This window comes from Flavobacterium sp. NRK1 (assembly GCF_024054175.1).
Classification (GTDB): Bacteria; Bacteroidota; Bacteroidia; order Flavobacteriales; family Flavobacteriaceae; genus Flavobacterium.
In genome coordinates this window covers 2,039,372-2,058,264 of record NZ_JAMXLA010000001.1, presented here as the reverse complement: position 1 = coordinate 2,058,264, position 18,893 = coordinate 2,039,372, and the positions used below count along the sequence as shown (strand labels likewise).

Below are 18,893 nucleotides of genomic sequence, written 5' to 3'. Positions count from 1 at the left end.
TAACTAATCCAAGAGAGCTGGCTTCTTTTCCTAAAAAAGCTGATATTGTAAATGCAAAAGAAATTGAGCATGAAAGTGAAAATCATCTGGTAAATAAAAGAACGCCTGTTAGGGAAGGCAGAAATATAATAAGGACTGACAACAACCCCGACAGCGATGGATTTATGTAAAATAAAAAGAGCTTTTTAAGCTCTTTTTTAATATTATGATAAATTTAAACTTAATAAATTATTTATATAGTAAAAAACCTTAACATGCAAAATAATGTTTATATAGATAATTAGCGTATCTTTAGTCTATAAATCAAATGATTATGGCAAATTACGCAATGAACCGCCACGATCTCGGAGACCTGGGCGGAAACCCGAACAGCATGAGTAATTCATACGACAATTTTATTTTTCCGTATGAAGACCCGGCAATCATCAATCCGGACGAACTAGCATCCTTCCCAAAAACAACCTGTCCTTCTCATAATGGCGGATACCCTCATCACGAAAGCCATTTAGTAAACAGAAGAACGCCGGTTAGGGACGGAAAGAACATTACCATAACGGATAATCATCCTGAATAAATGGTATTAAACTTTACACTTTACAAACAAAGGGGCTTTACAGAGCCCCTATTTATTTGGCTGTTTATTACAAATATTTATATAAAAGCACATTATTATAAAAATGAATTACATCGAAATCTTAGGACTTTTGGCTGCATTTTTCACTACAGCGGCAAATATACCTCAGGCTATTAAGGTCATACGAACACGCAGTGTAAAAAGTCTGTCTGCGATAACTTATGGTATGCTCTTTACAGGTATGGTACTTTGGGTAATTTATGGTGCAATTCGAAATGATCTTCCTATAATACTGGCAAATTCTGTTGCAGGAGCATTGTGTGGCATTATACTTTTCATGAAACTGATCTATAAAGATTCACCTGAGAAAGAGAATTAGCTTTTTAAAATGTTATAGTATTGCTAATTAGACTTTTGTTAGCATAGCTTCTTTAAAATTTTAAATAAATTTAAAGTAATTAACATTTAATAAACCGATATTATGAAAAAGCCAACTATAATAAAACAGGTGTTTTTTACCGCTATGCTAGTTACAGGTATGAATATCTTTTCTTCATGCAATAGCTGCAGCCGTGAATCAAAACACAATACTATAGATCCTAACGGATATGATTATGCGGTAGATGAAAATCTTGACAGTATTGACAGTACAGATAATGCTACCATAAACGATGGGAACTCTTCCTCAACATCAATCGATGCAGTATCCTCAAGTGATGGTAGCAAAGGCAAAAACACTACACCTGCCACCTCTAACACTAAGCCGGCAACTACAAATAAGCCCGCACCCAATAATAATAGTGATGAAACCACTAAACAACAGGAAATTACTAATAAAATTGAGAATAGTGATTACGGAAGGGTATATGATAAAAATGGCAAGCCAATGAGAGATAGCGGATCTGCAGGTTCAGGTATGGGTACCGGAACAGGCAGTACAGGTAACAACTCAAGAGTTACTACAAGAGAAGCTCAAAAAAGCTAATAAAATTATATATGAATCTCCCCTGGACAGAAATTGTACTCCGCCTGGCATTAGCCGCCATTTTTGGTGCAGCCATAGGATTGGAACGTGAACGTAAAGACTGGGCAGCCGGTATGCGAACCCATATGATGGTAGCTATGGGATCTGCCCTTATTATGCTTGTTTCATCTTTTGGATTTAATGATATTGTGGGGGAATCTTATGCAGAGCTTGATCCGTCGAGGGTAGCTGCCCAAATTGTGAGCGGTATAGGTTTTATAGGAGCCGGTACAATATTATTTAGAAAACCTGCTACAATACTTGGCCTAACAACTGCATCAGGTTTATGGACAGTAGCCGGTATAGGCATGGCTACAGGCGGAGGTATGTATTTTGCCGCAAGTGCTGCAACGGTTTTTTCATTAATAATATTATGGGCGCTTCATCCACTACAGAAAAAGATATCCAACAAGTTTCATCAAAAATTACTTATAATACATACAAAAGGCGATACTAATCCACGTAAAATAATAAATCGTCTTTTAGAAGATAAGGATCTCGATTTCGCTAATTTTTCCATTACAAGGCAGAAAAAAGACCTTATGCTGGAAGTTATGCTTGAAAAATCAGCAAGTAACCGGCTTCTTGATATTATTGACAGCCTTCAGGCTGAATCATATGTAAAAAAAATATCGTGGAAAAAATAAGGAGCTATGAATATATAGTTACCGTTTCCTGCTGTAATTTCTGAGGCGTTCCGGTTTCCATATAACGCTTAAAAGCAAGGATGTCTTTACGGATGATCTTTTCAAAAGAAGGATTTAGAATACTTGCTAATTCCTCACCTATTATACCGAAAGGCGCTTCGTATGAAAATACAACATGAATTAGAGTACCTAATTCCCCTGCATCTTTAAATGTTACTTTACCTGAATTTTTTATTTCTGAACCAGGCATAGAAGTCCACCCTATAGCTCTGTAAGGTTCATCATACACAATTTGTGCTTTCCAGCTAACACTTCCTACTCCCCCGGGCAATTTAGCTCTCCATTCAGAATGTGTGTCTCCTAGAGCAGTTACTGCTTCAAGATGCTCCATAAATAGTGGAAGATTGCCCAAATGCCTCCAAAAATTATATATTTCTTTTATCGGCCTGTTAACAACCATCCGAACATGGGCATTTATATTAGAATGCGAAGGCCTTTTAGGCTTGCTTAATAATTGCCTGCTCATTTCTTCTGCAGGACAATATCCACTAATACCTCTATATAGCATATAACCTCCGGCACCAATTTGAGGGATACTTTTCTTTTTTTTCTTAAAAGCATCGTACAGCAGATAAGCTCCTCCTAATATTGAAATTATACTCTCCAGATTGCCGATATTTTTATGTTTTTTTGATGCCATGATAAGGAATATTTGCGCATTTTAAATTATTATTAAAAATAATAAATGCATTGTGTAATTCCTTTTGTTTTAACAATATATTGAGCAATATTATACAGTTATCAGCAGTCCAAAACAGGCAGGAATTATTAAATATTATCTGCAAAGCAGGTTAAGCCTCATGAAAAGTGAATTATACATTTTACATTATAGCAATCAATGATATATTTAACAACGCTCAATTACCAGTTTTTCTTAGCAGATAGTATTATTAAAAAAGAGCCTAAGGGCTCTTTTTTAATTTTTAGTAATTTCTATTTCTTTTATATCTCCTGTATCTGCATCTTTAAGCACTAATACAGCTGTTTCATTTTTTGGTCTTAAAACAGTTGTGAAAGCATCGCATATTGAAAGCGATTCATAATTTATTTCCCCAAACTTAAGTATTTCGTCACCTTCTTTTATTTGGTTATTTAAAGCAGAATCCCATACTATACCTATAACAAATTTACCATCTTTAATTACAGGCTGCACAGGCCAGTACTTTTCTGACAGATCGGTTTCTCCTGATGTATAGGCTTCAAAATAAAGTTTCGCTGATGGATAATCAATGATAACATCTCCATATTTTAATAGTTCTGCTCCTATTCTGGATCTATTATCATTTGTAGTATTTACCATTATATTGTTAAAGACTCCTCCTGCAAAATTAAGCCGGGGAAGCAATAATCTATACTGTCTGTTTGATTCCGCAACTCCGTTAATTCCTATTGAAGTTGCTCCTTTAGCTTCATTAAGTATATTAAAAATGTTTATCTTTTTAAAGACAGTATCATAGGAATTTAAAGATACTTCATAAAAACCTGTCATACCTGTGTCAAAAAGTAACACTTCACGCCCTTTTATATCTCCGTTATTAAAATCTATCCATAAATGGGGATTACTCTGCATCTTATCCTTAAATAAGCCAACAGCTAGTTTCTTATTTATTCCCAATGTTTTAGACTTATCTGTAAAAGTTACCGTTTTGGTTTTATAAGAAAATTTAACCACAGAGTTACGCATTAAATTACTTCCCAAAAAACCATCTATACCAAGGCACTCAAACAAAGGGCTATCATTAGCAACTACAGCAGGAATATCATTAAAAGCAAGGCCATTTAATTGTATAGCCGGCATAGTTACTACTTTCATATTCTCTCTAATATCGCTTGAATCATCAACATCAAGATTTGTTTTTGAAAACAGATTCAGCTCTTTATACAACCGTGGAGAAATTGCTGTAAGTGCTCCCGTATCAAGCATAAAATTATATGTTTTACCATTAATTGTCCCTTCAACAATAACAAGTCCCCTAATATCTTTGTATGGAATAGTAACATAATAATTTTTAGCATTAACACTACCTTTATTCATGGTTTTAATTTTCTGACCATAAAAAGAACTGTAACACAATAAGGCAATAAAAAAGTAAAGTGATCTCATATATAAGTTTGGTTAGTATTGGTTAATCATTGCAATTTAATAACAAAATATATACCAAATAAACCTTCACTATTTACCACTTTTCCAGCTTGTAAGCGCTATCCCAAAAAATAAATTCTAAACGGCTGGCAGTTATAAAAGCTTCCGTCATACATTGCTGTTGTGAAGGTGTGCTGTTTTTTGCCACCTCATCGCAAATTGAAACAGCTTTATTTACCAGTAGCCCAAATTCTTCACCGGCATAAGCAGCAATCCAGTTTTGATATTGATTGTTTTCTTTTTTCTGTATAGAGAGTATATAATCTCCCACTTTTTTATATATCCAGAAGCATGGTAATACAGCAGCCATACCCACAGCAGAATCTGCCATATATACTGTACTCTGCAAATAATGTACATAATGATTGCATGCCGGAGACATTGCTACCCTGTCCGATATATTATAATCTTTAAAATAAGAATCATGCAATGCCCTTTCAACCACTATTGCACCCTCAGAAAAACGTATAAAATCAAGCATTGTATCTACATCTCTTGTTTTAGCAGAAATTACAGCCAGTACACGTGCAAAATATTCAAGATAATGAGCATCCTGCTGAAGATAATATTTAAACTTTTCTACATCGAGGGTTCCTGTTGCCAGCTCCTGAATAAAGGGCATTTTGATAATGTTATTATATATTGGCTGTATTTCTTCCCAGGCTTTTTCAGACCATTTCATTTTTAATCATTTTTAGTGGATTGTACGAATGATTCAAAGGACCGCGCCCTTTACCACAAACAACATCGGCAGCATTATAAATAGCTCCGTGCACATAATCCTGCGCCTGCGCAACAGCTTCTGCTAATGGTAATCCCATTGCTATAAAAGATGCTATTGCCGAGGATAAAGTACAGCCCGATCCATGAATATTCTTTGTATTTATTTTCTCTGAATAAAATCTTTTTATGATTCCGGAACTATCTGCAAGTAAAGAAATCAGCTCCTCCGATTCTAAGTGCCCGCCTTTTAAGAGCAGTGTCGCGGGTTTCATCGCCATAATTTTTGATGCGGCAGTATGCATATCTTCAATAGTATTTACCGGCATACCTGTAAGAAAACCGGCTTCGCCCATATTAGGTGTTATAAGTATTGAAAGGGGAAATAGTTTTTCTGTTATTGCCTTTACCGTATCCCCTTCTATAAGACGATCACCACTTGTTGCTATCATTACCGGGTCAAAAACTACAGGTATATCATTATGTTGTTGTAGCACTTCTGCAATAACAGTTACAAGTTCAACGCTGTGTACCATCCCTATTTTAATGGCGTCGGGCTTAATATCTTCTAAAACTGCCAATAACTGTGCTTTCACAAAATCCGGAGGAACACTATGTATGGCTTTTACTCCGCAGGTATTTTGAGCCACAAGTGCTGTAATTACACTCATACCATAACAACCCAGGGCTGCAAACGTTTTAAGATCTGCCTGAATACCTGCTCCTCCACTCGGATCTGTACCTGCTATGGTCAACACTGTAGGATATTTATATTGTTTACTCATAGGGCTTTCTCAATTTCGTTCCTAATTGCCCAAGCAGCTTTGGCAGGATTACCTGCGCCGCAAATAGCTGAAACAACAGCTATACAATCGGCACCGGATTTTATTACCTCATAAGCATTACTTTCATTTATATTGCCAATAGCTACTAAAGGTTTAATAGTACGCTTACGTATTTCTTTTATACCTTCAATACCCCATTGGGTAACAGTATCTGTTTTAGTAGGCGTAGTAAACACAGGGCTGATACCTAAATAGTTGGCATAATCTATCTCGCTGTTTTCCAACTGGTTTAAATATTCTATTGAATAACCAAGCGTACCACAATCTGGCCATAGCTGTTTTATTTTAGACGGTGCCATATCATTATTACCAACATGAATTCCTGAAGAATTGCAATTTCTTGCCACATCAAGATTATCGTTAACTATTAAAGGAATCGAATATCTATCCAGCACTTCTTTAAGCCGAAGAGCTGTTTGGGTAAATTCAAGAGTAGTAAGTTTTTTTTCTCTTAACTGAACCATATCTACTCCCCCTTTTATAGCCTGCTCAGTAACTGAGATCAGATCCTGACCCAGACAGGCTTCATGGCTTACAACCAAATAAAGCCGGCTATTAAACAGCATAGCTAACGGTTTCAGTTTTAAGGCTGTTGTAAAACTCCTCTTCAGTAATTGTATAAAGCTTATCTAATAAGTTAACCTGTAGGCTACCCGGACCTAAACTTATTTTCTGAGCCAGCTCTCCTGAAATAGCCAGTAAAGCCATTGCTCCGGCAGTAGCTATGAGTTTATCTTCGCTACTTGCTATAAATGCTCCTATCAGCGCTGTTGCAGTACAACCAAGGCCTGTAACACGTTGCATAAGCTCATGCCCATTATGTAAAAGCACCTGTCTCTCCCCAGAAATAATTATATCTGTAGCACCTGAAACACAAACTACACTACCTATACTATCAGAAAGCCATTTTGCAGCTTCTATAGCTTCTGTACTCGCATGTGTACTATCTACACCTTTAGTTTTTTGCTTATTTAATTTTGCAAGTGCCATAATTTCGGAAGCATTACCCCTGATAATATTTGGCTTATACTGTAATAATTGTGCTGCTGCCTCATCACGGTAAGACGTTGCCCCCACCCCAACCGGATCTAAAACCCAGGGTTTACCGGTTTCCTGTGCTTTTTTAGCTGCTTTAAGCATACTTTCTGCCCAATATTCATCAAGTGTACCAATATTAATTACCAGCGACCCGCAAATAGAAACCATATCTTCAATTTCGGGATGTGCGTGTGCCATAACAGGCGATGCACCAACTGCCAGTAAAGCATTAGCAGTAGTATTCATAACTACATAGTTGGTAATATTGTGTACAAGGGGAGCATTTTTCCTGACAGAAACAATAGAATTCCAAAGAGACTCTTTCATATTTTTAAATAATTTAAATAAAATATGGCTATAGAGTCTTAAAAAAAGAAGTAGAGCGATAGTTTTCAACTATCACTATGCTTTTCCCTACGTCGGTATTAACCGTGTCAGGTTCAAAGGGACTCTCTCAATTCTTTTCAGAATACCCCTAAAGCCAAAACTCAAAGATACAGATTGTATCTGTAAAAATGCAAAAGGGCAGATATTTTATACCTGCCCTTTTGCTAAATGCTGTTTCCTTTATGAATGAAAAGCAATCTGGATATCAAAATCAAATTCTTCACCTTCTTTCACATGTTTAACTCCCGGATGTGTATCTCTGATTCCTTTTACAGAAAGATTTACTTTACCATTTACTACAGGCCTCCAGTTTTCTGATGTAATAATTACACCTTTATTATCAACACGTTCGTAAAGTTTGTATTTTAAATAAGTGATTTTTCCGACCTTTTCCAGTTCAAAAGCTATATGGAATATATCTGAAAGCTTAACCATTTTAGATCTGTTATAATCTAAAACGCCTTCTTTAGTTAAGGGCTCATTTGTTTTTTTCCCTACAGTAAAATTCTTAACTTCAAGTGTATATTTACTGTTTTTGTCAATATCTTTTTGTTCTTCACCAAAAGGTATATAATCCGCACCGCTTTCTACTTCCTTTTTGGCTTTAGTAAGTTCTTCTTTCGTTAATGGTAACGCAAAAATAGCAGTAAGCACCTGTTCACGTCCATTATAAAAATGAGAGTCAGGACAATGCGAAAAACTTTCTTTCACAAAGGTTTCAAGATTTTTCCAAACTTTTACTTTCTTTTGATTTTTATCAGCGTAAGCGGTATAGTAGTCAATATTTTTGATATCGCCTTTTTCACTAAATTCAAGTGAAACAGTAACTAAAGGATTTTTAGTATATGCCTTTAAAGAATCCAGGTTTTTAAGCGCAAAATCATAAGTCTCAACCTTTAATTGCCTTACATCGCAATTGTTTACCTGTGCAAAACTTTTAACCGAAAAAAGTATTAGAAAAAGTGACGTTGAAAGCAATAATCGTATTTTCATTATAATGTATGTTCTTTTAAATATATAAAACGGAATATTCATAACAATTGTTATGCCCAACTGTAAAACAGCGTAAAAAGCCTTTACCCTACCATTGTTGTTTGAGAGTCAAATATACAAAACCAAATAAAAAAGGGCCTAAGCCCTTTTTATATCTTTATTATATAGTTTTAAAATCTGTTATCACCGTCAAGGAGATTGCCAAGGCCGCCTAAAATACTGCCTTCGCCTCTTTGCTGGCCACCACCTTGCGGGGCAGCAGCATAAATTCTTCCTGCAAGCCTGCTAAACGGCAACGACTGAATATAAACAACTCCGGGTCCGCGAAGGGTTGCATAAAACAAACCCTCACCTCCAAAAATAGTATTCTTTATACCTCCTATAAATTCAATGTCATAGTGCACTGTCGGAGAGAAACCTACAATACAGCCTGTATCTACCTTAAGTACCTCTCCTGCATGCAGCTCTTTTCTGGCAAGTGTTCCTCCGGCATGCACAAAAGCCAAACCGTCGCCTTCCAGTTTCTGCATAATAAATCCTTCACCGCCAATAAGGCCTCTGCCAAGCTTACGTGAAAATTCTATACCTACCGAAACTCCCTTTGCGGCACAAAGAAAAGCATCTTTCTGACAAATAAATTTACCTCCAAAATCAGTAATATCTATGGGCACAATTTTTCCGGGATATGGAGAAGCAAAACTCGCTTTGCGTTTATCATTGCTTTGGTTTAAAAAAACTGTCATAAAAAGGTTCTCCCCTGTAAGCATTCGTTTACCAGCAGAAAATAATTTACCCATTATACCTTCACTCTGGTTTGAGCCATCACCAAAAATGGTGTCCATTTTAATTCCGCTATCCATCATCATAAAACTTCCTGCTTCTGCTACAACAGCTTCCTGCGGGTCAAGTTCTATTTCAACATATTGCATTTCTTCACCATAAATATGGTAATCTATTTCGTGTGCCTGCATTTTATATATTTTAAATTGTTGGATTGTTATTTATACTATTAGTATAAAGAAAGAATATTTCGTTACAATTATAGATAGAATTTAATCGGCATCAAGGGTAGCCATCTCATAATACTCTTCGAGCTCAAGGGCACGGTTGCGAAAAATATTTGTAAGCCTTACAGCATGTATAACAAGCCAGCTTTTACTTTTTTTATTTTTATATAATGTCCCTGCAAAAAGCATTTCATTATCACGATATACTACCCAATCTCTTTGAGCAATTTTTAAATCCCTCTTTTCATCGGGCTTTAAAATATTCATAAGCAGCTTGTAATATTTATCTATTTCTTTTTCCCATGCAATACGGGCATTATATTCACACAAAATAGCCCCTTCAGGAGCTTTGTTTTCAGGTTGGGCGCGGCATTCTTCAAGCTCATCATCAATAGCATCAGATACAGATAATGTCTGCGCCATAATTTTGTTTACGTTACATATTAAAAAAAATAAAAAAAGGTATTTCTTTATCATGCTTACTGTTTTTCAAAATTGAAGATACTATTTTTTGAATAAAACAGGTAATTAAACGGCTACCTTAACTAATTTTTTTACTAAACAAAAAAGCCCCAGTAAAAAACTGAAGCTTTGGTATTTTGTAAACAGGCTACTAAGGCGTTTTATTCAATTTCCAATAGGAAAGAATATCTCCAATGAGTTTTTTGTATCCCGAGAAGGTTACCGGCTTGGCAAAATATCCCTGGATAGACCTTTGATATGCCCGGGAAATATAATCTACCGTATCTGACGTGGTAAGAAATAAATAAGGAGCACAACGCTGGTTTAGTTCAGGATCCATACTTATTTTATCTCTTAATGTAAAACCATCAATTTTTGGCATATTTATATCCGACAGCAGCAAAAATGGTTCTGTCTTAGTGCTTTTAAGGTAATTTATTACAACAGAACTATCTTCAATAACAATAAGCCGATTGTCATAATTATTTTCTGTCATTACCTGATCAAATGCCTCTATAAGGATTTCTCTATCCTCGGCATCATCTTCAATGAGTATTATGTCGCCATTTGTTTTCATACCCAAATATATTTAATTTTTAAATAAAGAAATCAGGATTGTATAAAGTTGTAAGAATAAATGTAAAATGTTATATAATTCTTAAAATATTATAATTAAAATTACGTGAATATTACGTTTTTAGTTTTAAAAAATACCTGAATTCACTCATTAATCGATAATCTGCACAATTTAAAAGCTTAATAAACAATTATATAAAACCAAACTTGTTTTAAAAAAAAATATTTTTTTGTGTTAAACTTTATTAGTATTAAAAAAATTAAAATACTTTTATGTTCCTATAAATAATTACATGAAAAAAATAATTTATCTATTCGTTGCCTGCTGCATATGTTCTGTGGCTTCAGCACAAAAAGTTAGTGAAAAAGAATTGCAGGGCAGCTGGAAACTTGCAGCCTTTAATGCAAGCGGTATTTACCTTGATCTTGCTACGGGCCTTGTTACAGTTTCAGAAGAACTGAAAAGCCAGTTAACTCCTGACATTATGGCTCAAATAAATGAAGGTATGAAACAGGCTACCGAACAACTTAAAAATTCTACTACCACATTTACAGGCAATACTGTTGAGCAAAAAATAGCCGGAAAAGAAAAAAAAGGCACTTATACACTGAAAGATGAAGCCGGAACCCAAATGCTAAACGCTACATGGGCAGATGCAACAACGTCTGAAATGGTAGTATTCTTAAAAGATAATCAGCTGCATTTATCAAAATCCGAACAAGGACAATCGGCTGAGCTTATTTTTAATAAAGGATAAAAAAACCTAACCTTACAGAGAATATCCGGAAAGCCTTTTTATTTAAAAGGCTTTTTCTATTTTTGCTAATCACGTAGAATTTAATCTTTATGAAAAAGTTAATGCTTACTATAATTACCTGTATGATTTTTATGACCGCCTGGGCTCAAAAATTTACAGAAAAAGATTTACAGGGCAAATGGAAACTGGTAACATATTCTACTGTAAACGCAAGCCTTGATATTGCTACAGGAAAAGCTACAGTAACTGAAACCGGAAAATCATTAGGCTCTGCAATGGAACCCCGCATTAAAGCAGATATTGAAGTATATGCAGAAAACCTTAAGATTGCCTATTTGGAAATAGAAGGAAACAATTTCATGCAGGTTCTTTTTGACATTGTAAAAGCAGGGCCATTTACAATAAAAGATAAAGATAACTATCAGGTGTTAGATGCAAAATTTGACGACGGAACCAAAGGCCTGATTGCTTTTACAATTAAAGATGAAAAACTTTACCTCACTTATATGGGTAATGGTAAAACCTATATTTACGAAAGACAAAATTAAAAACGTCCCGCTTAGCGGGACGTTTAAGTATAATTGAGAAAATTATTCTGCGTTAGCTACAATTTTGCTTGCACTTCTGTACAGGTATGTACCGTAAATATGACGCCTTGCAAAGCGTGCAGGAGATTCAGCATTTACCATTTTAATATAAACCTGTTTTGGTACGCCAAAGTACTCATAACAGCTGCCATCTACAAAGTTTATATACAATGCCTGATTTTCCATATAAAAATCAAGTATGCCTGATGCTGAAGTAGTTTTGTTATACTCAGATAAATTCTTTTCTGCTGTTTCAGGAGCTACACTTACCAAAAAGTGGTAAGCTTCAATAATTTCCTTACTTTTTTCTTCAGCAGCATGACGTTCTTCATCAGTGGTGCATGTATCAGGATGACAGTCTTTCATACTGTTCCTGTATATTGTTTTAAGCTCTTTCAGTGTAGCTGCTTTTGTAACGTCAAGTAACTTTCTGTACTCAACTATTTTTTTCATATTCATATATTCTCCCTGTAGATGTGCCTTTGTTAGCGGCGGCAAAAGTAGTGAAATAGAATGATGCGGCAAGCTTTAATTTCAAAATATCAGATAATTAACCGATTACACTTTATTATAGCGAATTAATTTACACGAACCATCAAATCCAATTTGGCATATTTATTTTTGCAAACCTTATCGCTTGTTATTAATATCGAAGTTTTATAGTTATTTTCTTTATATACATTTTAGATGAATTCTATTAAAAACCATCTTGTACATCCCAATTAAATTCTCTTAACATTTTTTCAGTATTTATATCATCTCTATAAATACCAACTTTAATTTTTACAACTACATCATCTTTGATTTGAAAAAAAGCTCTGAACTTATTTTCATGAATTTCCAAAGTATTCCCGTGTTTATGATAATTATTATTTAAAATTTTCAACAACTTTTCCTGAGACATCCCTACTTCAAATTTATCATACAATGTAATACCTTTATCAATTAATGTAATTTCAATAAATTCTTCAGTTGTCTTTTTATAAATTTTAGGATTTATAGAATCATATACAATGAGTTTTCCTATTAAATAAGAAGTCAGATCTTTTCTCTTTTTAATTAAATAATAACCAGAGTAGTACTGATTTTTTTTCTTATCAGGAAAAAATTTTGATTTAGATTTAGGTATGAAACCTGTTGTCACACCGTCAATTTTTGATTTAATCAATTGTACATCAATATCCGTTAAAAAAAATTGCTGGCTGTAATTTACATCTTCAGTTACAAAATTCTCACCGAATGAAAAACAAAGAAATAGTAATGCACATAATAAAAACTTCATATCTAAAAATTTAAAGTATGGACAATTTTACGAAAAACTTAAAGATAACTATTTGTGAAATTATAAAACAAAAAACCCATCAGTTTTTACCGATGGGTTTTACTTAGTAGCGGGAACAGGACTCGAACCTGTGACCTTCGGGTTATGAGCCCGACGAGCTGCCTACTGCTCTATCCCGCGCTGTTCGGGTGCAAATATACAACATTTTATCTACATCTGCATAGTATTATTATCAAATTGTTATTTTAAACAATCATTATCGCTTGTTTCCTGTGATCCCATGATAAGAACTATGTAAAAAAGAAAAGCTCCAGATTTCTCTGAAGCTTTCTTAGTAGCGGGAACAGGACTCGAACCTGTGACCTTCGGGTTATGAGCCCGACGAGCTGCCTACTGCTCTATCCCGCGATGTTTCGAGTGCAAATATACAACCATTACGGACAACTGCAAGGGAAACGCCTAAAAATCTTTTATTTTCTGCTTTATTTCTACTATTGCGCTGATATGCCTACCTTTGTAGCTTAATTATTTTATTATGGCACACAAAGCAGGCTTTGTAAATATTATTGGTAACCCAAATGTGGGCAAATCTACCCTTATGAATGCGTTTGTAGGCGAGCGTTTGTCTATCATTACATCTAAGGCACAAACCACCCGTCACCGCATTTTGGGTATTGTAAACGGTGAAGACTTTCAGGTTGTACTGTCAGACACTCCCGGAATTATAAAACCGGCTTATGAGCTGCAATCGTCTATGATGGATTTTGTAAAATCGGCATTTGAAGATGCAGATATACTTATATACATGGTTGAGATAGGCGAAAAGGAATTAAAAGACGAATCTTTTTTTAATAAAATCATACATTCTAAAATACCGGTACTTTTATTACTTAATAAAATAGATAAATCAAGCCAGGAACAACTGGAAGAGCAAATGGAGCTTTGGAAAGAAAAAGTGCCAAATGCTGAATTATACCCCATATCTGCACTTGAAAATTTTAATGTAAAAGAAGTATTTAACCGCATACTGGAGCTATTGCCCGAATCGCCGCCTTACTATCCTAAAGATGCGCTTACAGACAAACCGGAGCGTTTTTTTGTAAATGAAACTATTCGCGAAAAAATTCTTTTACATTATGATAAAGAGATTCCGTACGCTGTAGAAATTGAAACAGAAGAATTTATTGAAGATGACGATATAATTCGTATAAAAGCTGTAATTATGGTTGAACGTGATACCCAAAAAGGTATTATAATAGGCCATAAAGGATCTGCTATTAAAAAAGTAGGTATTGAAGCAAGAGCGGATCTTGAAAAATTCTTCGGAAAACAGATACATATAGAAATGTTTGTAAAAGTGAATAAAAACTGGAGAAACAACGCATACCAGCTGAGAAGGTTTGGTTATGACAATAAGTAAGTTTTGAAGCAGCTTTAAATTTACCTGTTAGGTTCGTAAAGCTCTATGAAAACTTAGTTACTGAACGACTTAGCAACTCTGCAACTTTATACGTACTTTTGCAAAAAATTAAAAATAAGGAATGAATAATATAGTAGCTATTGTAGGAAGGCCAAATGTAGGTAAGTCTACTTTTTTTAACCGACTGATACAGCGAAGAGAAGCCATTGTAGATTCTGTAAGCGGGGTTACACGCGACAGGAACTATGGTAAAAGTGAATGGAATGGCAAAGAATTCTCTGTTATAGATACAGGAGGTTATATTAAGGGATCTGAAGATGTTTTTGAAGCCGAAATACGCCGTCAGGTAGAGCTTGCTATAGATGAGGCCGATGTTATCATTTTTGTGGTAGATGTTGAAGAAGGCATTACACCTATGGATGATGAAGTTGCCAAACTGCTTAGGAAAGTTACAAAACCGGTTTTACTTGCTGTAAATAAGGTAGATAATGCCATGCGCGAAAAAGATGCCGTAGAATTTTACAATCTTGGGCTTGGTGAATACTATACCATTGCAGGTATGAATGGATCCGGGACCGGAGAACTGCTTGATGCCCTTGTAAAATTAATGCCTGAAGCCGAAGCTCCTGACGAAAATGCTATTGCACTACCGCGTTTTGCAGTAGTAGGCCGTCCCAATGCCGGTAAATCATCGTTTATAAATGCACTGATTGGTGAAGACAGATATATAGTTACTGATATTGCAGGTACTACCCGTGATGCCATTGACACCAGATATAACCGTTTCGGGTTTGAATTTAACCTTGTTGACACGGCGGGTATTCGCCGTAAGGCAAAAGTTAAGGAAGATTTAGAGTTTTATTCTGTAATGCGCTCTGTACGAGCTATTGAACACAGCGATATTTGTATTCTTATTATAGATGCTACCCGTGGTTTTGAAGGTCAGGACCAAAGTATTTTCTGGCTTGCAGAAAAGAACCGTAAAGGCGTAGTAATACTAGTAAATAAATGGGATCTTGTTGAAAAAGATACTATGTCTACCCGCGATTACGAACGCAAAATTCGTGAGGAACTTCAACCGTTTACAGATGTGCCAATCCTGTTTGTTTCTGCACTTACTAAGCAGCGTTTACTAAAAGCGCTTGAAACCGCAGTTGAGGTATTTGAAAACAGGAAACAGCGCGTAGCTACATCTAAGCTTAATGAAACTATGCTGCCTATTATTGAAAATATGCCGCCACCCGCGCTTAAAGGTAAGTATGTAAAAATTAAATTTTGTATGCAGCTGCCTACTCCTACCCCGCAGTTTGTTTTCTTTTGCAACCTGCCACAGTACGTAAAAGAACCCTATAAGCGTTTTCTTGAAAATAAGATGCGCGAAATATATAATTTCTCCGGTGTTCCAATTGATATTTACTTCCGCCAGAAATAATATTTTTTTGTAAAAACCATACTAATATACTTAATTAGCTGTTTTTAAGGGATACCCTTACTAACAGCTAATTTTTTTATGCATAAGATACTCACGCTACTACTATTTTTATGCTCGCTATCTGCCCTAGGACAAAATATAATCTTAAAGGGAAAGATAACTGACAAACAGGATTTTCCTCTTGAAGCAGCTACAATTTACCTAACTACAGTTAAAGACTCATCTATTGTAGATTATACCATTTCTGATAAAAACGGGAACTGGGAACTAAAAGTAAAAAAGATAACCGATCCTGTTTTTCTTAAAATTTCTTATGTGGGACTTGCTAACTACAAAAAAGAATATGCAGCTATAGAACAGGATACAGACTTTGGAACAATAAAGCTTGAAGACCAGGCTACAGAACTTAACGAAGTTGTTATTGAATCGGAAGTACCTCCTATCCGGATAAAAAAAGACACCCTTGAATTTAATGCATCATCATTTAAAGTTAGGCCCAATGCCAATGTTGAAGCCCTATTAAAACAATTACCCGGTGTAGATATTGACACCGAGGGCAAGATTACAGTAAACGGAAAAGAGGTGAACCAAATATTAGTAAATGGCAAGCCGTTTTTTGATTCGGACGGACAAATAGCAATTAAAAACCTGCCTGCTGAAATTATAGATAAAGTACAGGTAAGCGACACAAAGACCCGGAAGGAAGAACTATCCGGCCAAAAAGCAAGCGGCGATAATTCTTCTATAAACCTTACCATAAAAAAAGACAAGAACAAGGGAATCTTTGGGAAGTTTCTAGCCGGTTATGGCAGTGATAAACGATATGAAAGCAGCGCTATTTTAAATTACTTTAAAGACAAGAGAAAGATAAGCCTCCTGGCTTCTTCCAACAATATTAATGCCTCCGGATTTTCTATGAATGATATATTTGGCAGTATGGGAGGCGGAAGAAATACATATTCCGCTTTTTCGGGGGGCGGAAGGGGTATTACAAAATCTGATTTACTCGGACTTAATTATAATGATGAATGGTTTAAAGATTTTGATGCTTCGGTAAGTTATTCATATAAAAACAGTAATACAGAAAACAACAACCGTACCGATGCTATAAATTATTTGCCGGAAAGTGAAGATAAAGATAACCCGGGAACGATTATAGATAAAAGTTACAGGACAAATTCTACCTCACGATCTGAGAATGACAGAACTTCACATGATTTTAATACCGATTTTAAATTTAAAATAGATTCTACATCAACAATAAGTCTTACTCCAAAATTTTCAGTTTCGAATTCTAAAACAACCAATAAATCTGAAAGCTTTTCAGAAAGGTTAACTGATAACAGGCCAATGAATGAAAGCAAGGCATCATCTGTAACTGAAAACGACAATAATAGTTTTAGTAATCAGCTTACTTACTATAAAGCATTCAATTCGCGAAAAGGGAGAGGAATCAGCTTAACAATGAATAATAACAATACAAAAAATGACGGGAACAGATTAAACCAGTCTAATACTGTAAAATATAAATATCCGGCAGGCGTTACCGAAACTGAAGTTGACAACCGTGACCAGATAATTTATGATAAAGACAATAGTGACAGCTACTCGGCAGGATTTGAATATACAGAGCCTATTACCGACTCTTTAAATATTAATATTGGTACTTCATACAATACCAGCAGCACAGTTAATAATCGCCATACCTATGATTTTGATGAAGAAACAGGAAAATATTCTGTGTATAGCGATTCACTTTCTTCTTATACATTTTCCCGCACTACTACCTTTTCTCCCAGAACAGGCATAAATATCTCTAAAAACAAGCTAAATGTATATATAAATTTAGGTACCGATGTAACCTCATTTAAAAACTATGCGTTTTATGTAGATAAAGAATACCGGTTTAATAAAGATTATGTAGTGGCGTCGGCTAATTTAAACTTATCTTACCGGTTTGAAAAAGGCACATCCATATCCGGAGGTTATAATTATAGTGTAAATTATCCTCAGGCAAATCAGCTTTTAGCTATTGAAGATAAAAGTAATCCGTTAAATACATATATAGGAAATCCAAATCTTTCACCCACAGGCAGCCATAGCATCAGAGCCAATTACCGAAACTATAATACCTCTTCACGATCGGGTTTTTTCTTGTGGGCAAATGTTTCTTTTTATGAAAATCAGGTTACTTCCTACAGCAAAACTAATGATAGCGGTATAACAGAGACCACTTATAAGAATATTTCAGGTGCAATGAGCGCTTATATAAATCCTTTTTGGAATAAAACATTTACTAAAGAGGCCAATACTTATCGTGTAGGAGTTGGTTTAGGCACTTCCTATAATGTTAATAAAGGGTTTCTTAATGAAAAATTATATAATAGTAAATCAATTATCCTTAGCCCTTATGCAAATTTCACATACGAGTATGGAGAACTTTTAGTTATAAGCCCCTCTTATCATTATAATTACAATGAATATAATTATACCAATTACAGAATTAATTCTACTGCAAATTATGTACATAGATTTAATTTACAGACTACCAGCTACTGGCCAAAACATGTAGTTTTTGGAAATGATTTTGGCTATACCTATAACTCAAATATTTCAGGGAATTTTAAAAAAGATTTTTATTTATGGAATACAAGCATAGGTTATAACTTTCTTAATGACGATTTAATGTTTATGGTAAAAGTATATGATGTACTTAATCAAAACTTAGGCACATCCAGAACTATTGGCCCTACCACAATTACAGACCAGGAAAACACGGTATTAAAACGCTACATAATGTTTTCCCTTAGTTATAAAATTGGAGAATTTGGAGGAAAAACAGGTAAAGACAAACAGGGAGGAAAAAGAAATGGCAGGGGGAGAAGAAAGAATTAATACAAAAAATTAAATTTTTAGAGAATTAGTCATACTAAAATTG

General features: G+C 34.9%; 21 protein-coding genes, 2 tRNA genes and 1 riboswitch. Of the genes, 9 read left to right on the top strand and 14 right to left on the bottom strand.

The annotated features are described in order from the left end of the window. Nucleotides 1–313 precede the first annotated feature (313 nt). The 4 genes from NHE85_RS09410 (at nucleotide 314) to NHE85_RS09395 (ending at nucleotide 2,245) form a co-directional block, all read left to right on the top strand. The gene (locus NHE85_RS09410) at nucleotides 314–574 is read left to right on the top strand and encodes a hypothetical protein (protein WP_252811774.1); all 261 of its coding nucleotides are present in this window, start codon (nucleotides 314–316) and stop codon (nucleotides 572–574) included. 103 nt (nucleotides 575–677) lie between these two features. Beyond that, a complete protein-coding gene (locus tag NHE85_RS09405) occupies nucleotides 678–953 on the top strand; it encodes a SemiSWEET family sugar transporter (RefSeq protein ID WP_252811773.1) in 276 nt (91 codons plus the stop codon). A 102-nt stretch (nucleotides 954–1,055) separates the two neighbouring features. Continuing rightward, a complete protein-coding gene (locus NHE85_RS09400) occupies nucleotides 1,056–1,559 on the top strand; it encodes a hypothetical protein (protein ID WP_252811772.1) in 504 nt (167 codons plus the stop codon). An 11-nt stretch (nucleotides 1,560–1,570) separates the two neighbouring features. After that, nucleotides 1,571–2,245: an MgtC/SapB family protein gene (locus NHE85_RS09395; RefSeq protein ID WP_252811771.1), complete on the top strand. Its 675-nt coding sequence runs from the start codon at nucleotides 1,571–1,573 to the stop codon at nucleotides 2,243–2,245. 4 nt (nucleotides 2,246–2,249) lie between these two features. Here the strand turns inward: NHE85_RS09395 and NHE85_RS09390 are convergent, their stop codons facing one another. The 10 genes from NHE85_RS09390 to NHE85_RS09345 all read right to left on the bottom strand — a co-directional run bounded on the left by NHE85_RS09390 (nucleotide 2,250) and on the right by NHE85_RS09345 (nucleotide 10,477). Next, entirely contained in the window at nucleotides 2,250–2,945 is a 696-nt protein-coding gene (locus NHE85_RS09390; protein ID WP_252811770.1) for an SRPBCC family protein, read from the bottom strand. A 276-nt stretch (nucleotides 2,946–3,221) separates the two neighbouring features. Beyond that, entirely contained in the window at nucleotides 3,222–4,409 is a 1,188-nt protein-coding gene (locus tag NHE85_RS09385) for a retropepsin-like aspartic protease (RefSeq protein WP_252811769.1), read from the bottom strand. A 73-nt stretch (nucleotides 4,410–4,482) separates the two neighbouring features. Next, complete coding sequence (gene tenA / locus NHE85_RS09380) at nucleotides 4,483–5,130, bottom strand: thiaminase II (RefSeq protein ID WP_252811768.1); 648 nt, start codon at nucleotides 5,128–5,130, stop codon at nucleotides 4,483–4,485. Then, nucleotides 5,117–5,953, bottom strand: a complete 837-nt coding sequence (gene thiD, locus NHE85_RS09375; protein WP_252811767.1) for a bifunctional hydroxymethylpyrimidine kinase/phosphomethylpyrimidine kinase — start codon at nucleotides 5,951–5,953, stop codon at nucleotides 5,117–5,119. The genes tenA and thiD overlap by 14 nt, the downstream gene beginning before the upstream one ends. Further along, the gene (gene thiE / locus NHE85_RS09370; RefSeq protein ID WP_252811766.1) at nucleotides 5,950–6,579 is read right to left on the bottom strand and encodes a thiamine phosphate synthase; all 630 of its coding nucleotides are present in this window, start codon (nucleotides 6,577–6,579) and stop codon (nucleotides 5,950–5,952) included. Before thiE ends, thiD begins: the two co-directional genes overlap by 4 nt. After that, on the bottom strand, nucleotides 6,569–7,378 hold the full coding sequence (thiM, locus tag NHE85_RS09365; RefSeq protein ID WP_252811765.1) for a hydroxyethylthiazole kinase: 810 nt from the start codon (nucleotides 7,376–7,378) through the stop codon (nucleotides 6,569–6,571). Before thiM ends, thiE begins: the two co-directional genes overlap by 11 nt. A gap of 67 nt (nucleotides 7,379–7,445) precedes the next feature. Then, nucleotides 7,446–7,538: riboswitch (TPP riboswitch) on the bottom strand. 80 nt (nucleotides 7,539–7,618) lie between these two features. Next, nucleotides 7,619–8,431 (bottom strand): hypothetical protein, encoded by an 813-nt coding sequence (locus tag NHE85_RS09360; protein WP_252811764.1) that lies wholly within the window; start codon nucleotides 8,429–8,431, stop codon nucleotides 7,619–7,621. A gap of 170 nt (nucleotides 8,432–8,601) precedes the next feature. Beyond that, nucleotides 8,602–9,402, bottom strand: a complete 801-nt coding sequence (locus NHE85_RS09355; protein ID WP_252811763.1) for a TIGR00266 family protein — start codon at nucleotides 9,400–9,402, stop codon at nucleotides 8,602–8,604. A gap of 81 nt (nucleotides 9,403–9,483) precedes the next feature. Beyond that, a complete protein-coding gene (locus NHE85_RS09350) occupies nucleotides 9,484–9,861 on the bottom strand; it encodes a lysozyme inhibitor LprI family protein (protein WP_252811762.1) in 378 nt (125 codons plus the stop codon). A 190-nt stretch (nucleotides 9,862–10,051) separates the two neighbouring features. After that, nucleotides 10,052–10,477 carry a response regulator gene (locus NHE85_RS09345; protein ID WP_252811761.1) on the bottom strand — a complete coding sequence of 142 codons (426 nt, stop codon included), beginning with the start codon at nucleotides 10,475–10,477 and terminating at the stop codon, nucleotides 10,052–10,054. 292 nt (nucleotides 10,478–10,769) lie between these two features. Here NHE85_RS09345 and NHE85_RS09340 point away from each other — a divergent pair, with 292 nt between their 5' ends. Both NHE85_RS09340 and NHE85_RS09335 read left to right on the top strand, forming a co-directional pair. After that, nucleotides 10,770–11,234, top strand: coding sequence for a hypothetical protein (locus NHE85_RS09340; protein ID WP_252811760.1), 465 nt, complete (start codon nucleotides 10,770–10,772; stop codon nucleotides 11,232–11,234). An 89-nt stretch (nucleotides 11,235–11,323) separates the two neighbouring features. Then, nucleotides 11,324–11,782 carry a hypothetical protein gene (locus NHE85_RS09335; RefSeq protein WP_252811759.1) on the top strand — a complete coding sequence of 153 codons (459 nt, stop codon included), beginning with the start codon at nucleotides 11,324–11,326 and terminating at the stop codon, nucleotides 11,780–11,782. Between the two features lie 42 nt (nucleotides 11,783–11,824). On the opposite strand, the gene NHE85_RS09330 is transcribed toward NHE85_RS09335, so the two are convergent. The 4 genes from NHE85_RS09330 to NHE85_RS09315 form a co-directional block, all read right to left on the bottom strand. Further along, nucleotides 11,825–12,274, bottom strand: a complete 450-nt coding sequence (locus NHE85_RS09330) for a KTSC domain-containing protein (protein WP_252811758.1) — start codon at nucleotides 12,272–12,274, stop codon at nucleotides 11,825–11,827. A 244-nt stretch (nucleotides 12,275–12,518) separates the two neighbouring features. Beyond that, nucleotides 12,519–13,103, bottom strand: coding sequence for a hypothetical protein (locus NHE85_RS09325; RefSeq protein WP_252811757.1), 585 nt, complete (start codon nucleotides 13,101–13,103; stop codon nucleotides 12,519–12,521). Nucleotides 13,104–13,210: 107 nt separating this feature from the next. Further along, nucleotides 13,211–13,283 (bottom strand) — tRNA-Met (locus NHE85_RS09320). Between the two features lie 155 nt (nucleotides 13,284–13,438). Then, nucleotides 13,439–13,511: transfer RNA gene (locus tag NHE85_RS09315), tRNA-Met, on the bottom strand. Between the two features lie 127 nt (nucleotides 13,512–13,638). On the opposite strand from NHE85_RS09315, the gene era reads away from it, so the two are divergent. The 3 genes from era to NHE85_RS09300 all read left to right on the top strand — a co-directional run bounded on the left by era (nucleotide 13,639) and on the right by NHE85_RS09300 (nucleotide 18,850). Further along, on the top strand, nucleotides 13,639–14,523 hold the full coding sequence (gene era, locus NHE85_RS09310; RefSeq protein WP_252811756.1) for a GTPase Era: 885 nt from the start codon (nucleotides 13,639–13,641) through the stop codon (nucleotides 14,521–14,523). Nucleotides 14,524–14,644: 121 nt separating this feature from the next. Continuing rightward, on the top strand, nucleotides 14,645–15,955 hold the full coding sequence (gene der / locus NHE85_RS09305) for a ribosome biogenesis GTPase Der (RefSeq protein WP_252811755.1): 1,311 nt from the start codon (nucleotides 14,645–14,647) through the stop codon (nucleotides 15,953–15,955). A 78-nt stretch (nucleotides 15,956–16,033) separates the two neighbouring features. Next, on the top strand, nucleotides 16,034–18,850 hold the full coding sequence (locus NHE85_RS09300) for an outer membrane beta-barrel protein (protein ID WP_252811754.1): 2,817 nt from the start codon (nucleotides 16,034–16,036) through the stop codon (nucleotides 18,848–18,850). Nucleotides 18,851–18,893: the final 43 nt, after the last annotated feature.

Excerpts from the sequence above, each read along its gene's own strand:
- NHE85_RS09355 (WP_252811763.1), bottom strand. The coding sequence starts at position 9,402 with ATGCAGGCACACGAAATAGATTACCATATTTATGGTGAAGAAATGCAA.
- NHE85_RS09330 (WP_252811758.1), bottom strand. The coding sequence starts at position 12,274 with ATGAAAAAAATAGTTGAGTACAGAAAGTTACTTGACGTTACAAAAGCA.
- NHE85_RS09390 (WP_252811770.1), bottom strand. The coding sequence starts at position 2,945 with ATGGCATCAAAAAAACATAAAAATATCGGCAATCTGGAGAGTATAATT.
- era (WP_252811756.1), top strand. The coding sequence starts at position 13,639 with ATGGCACACAAAGCAGGCTTTGTAAATATTATTGGTAACCCAAATGTG.
- tenA (WP_252811768.1), bottom strand. The coding sequence starts at position 5,130 with ATGAAATGGTCTGAAAAAGCCTGGGAAGAAATACAGCCAATATATAAT.
- NHE85_RS09325 (WP_252811757.1), bottom strand. The coding sequence starts at position 13,103 with ATGAAGTTTTTATTATGTGCATTACTATTTCTTTGTTTTTCATTCGGT.
- NHE85_RS09385 (WP_252811769.1), bottom strand. The coding sequence starts at position 4,409 with ATGAGATCACTTTACTTTTTTATTGCCTTATTGTGTTACAGTTCTTTT.
- NHE85_RS09345 (WP_252811761.1), bottom strand. The coding sequence starts at position 10,477 with ATGAAAACAAATGGCGACATAATACTCATTGAAGATGATGCCGAGGAT.
- der (WP_252811755.1), top strand. The coding sequence starts at position 14,645 with ATGAATAATATAGTAGCTATTGTAGGAAGGCCAAATGTAGGTAAGTCT.
- thiM (WP_252811765.1), bottom strand. The coding sequence starts at position 7,378 with ATGAAAGAGTCTCTTTGGAATTCTATTGTTTCTGTCAGGAAAAATGCT.
- NHE85_RS09395 (WP_252811771.1), top strand. The coding sequence starts at position 1,571 with ATGAATCTCCCCTGGACAGAAATTGTACTCCGCCTGGCATTAGCCGCC.
- NHE85_RS09400 (WP_252811772.1), top strand. The coding sequence starts at position 1,056 with ATGAAAAAGCCAACTATAATAAAACAGGTGTTTTTTACCGCTATGCTA.
- NHE85_RS09350 (WP_252811762.1), bottom strand. The coding sequence starts at position 9,861 with ATGGCGCAGACATTATCTGTATCTGATGCTATTGATGATGAGCTTGAA.
- NHE85_RS09300 (WP_252811754.1), top strand. The coding sequence starts at position 16,034 with ATGCATAAGATACTCACGCTACTACTATTTTTATGCTCGCTATCTGCC.
- NHE85_RS09405 (WP_252811773.1), top strand. The coding sequence starts at position 678 with ATGAATTACATCGAAATCTTAGGACTTTTGGCTGCATTTTTCACTACA.
- NHE85_RS09360 (WP_252811764.1), bottom strand. The coding sequence starts at position 8,431 with ATGAAAATACGATTATTGCTTTCAACGTCACTTTTTCTAATACTTTTT.
- thiD (WP_252811767.1), bottom strand. The coding sequence starts at position 5,953 with ATGAGTAAACAATATAAATATCCTACAGTGTTGACCATAGCAGGTACA.
- NHE85_RS09335 (WP_252811759.1), top strand. The coding sequence starts at position 11,324 with ATGAAAAAGTTAATGCTTACTATAATTACCTGTATGATTTTTATGACC.
- NHE85_RS09410 (WP_252811774.1), top strand. The coding sequence starts at position 314 with ATGGCAAATTACGCAATGAACCGCCACGATCTCGGAGACCTGGGCGGA.
- thiE (WP_252811766.1), bottom strand. The coding sequence starts at position 6,579 with ATGCTGTTTAATAGCCGGCTTTATTTGGTTGTAAGCCATGAAGCCTGT.
- NHE85_RS09340 (WP_252811760.1), top strand. The coding sequence starts at position 10,770 with ATGAAAAAAATAATTTATCTATTCGTTGCCTGCTGCATATGTTCTGTG.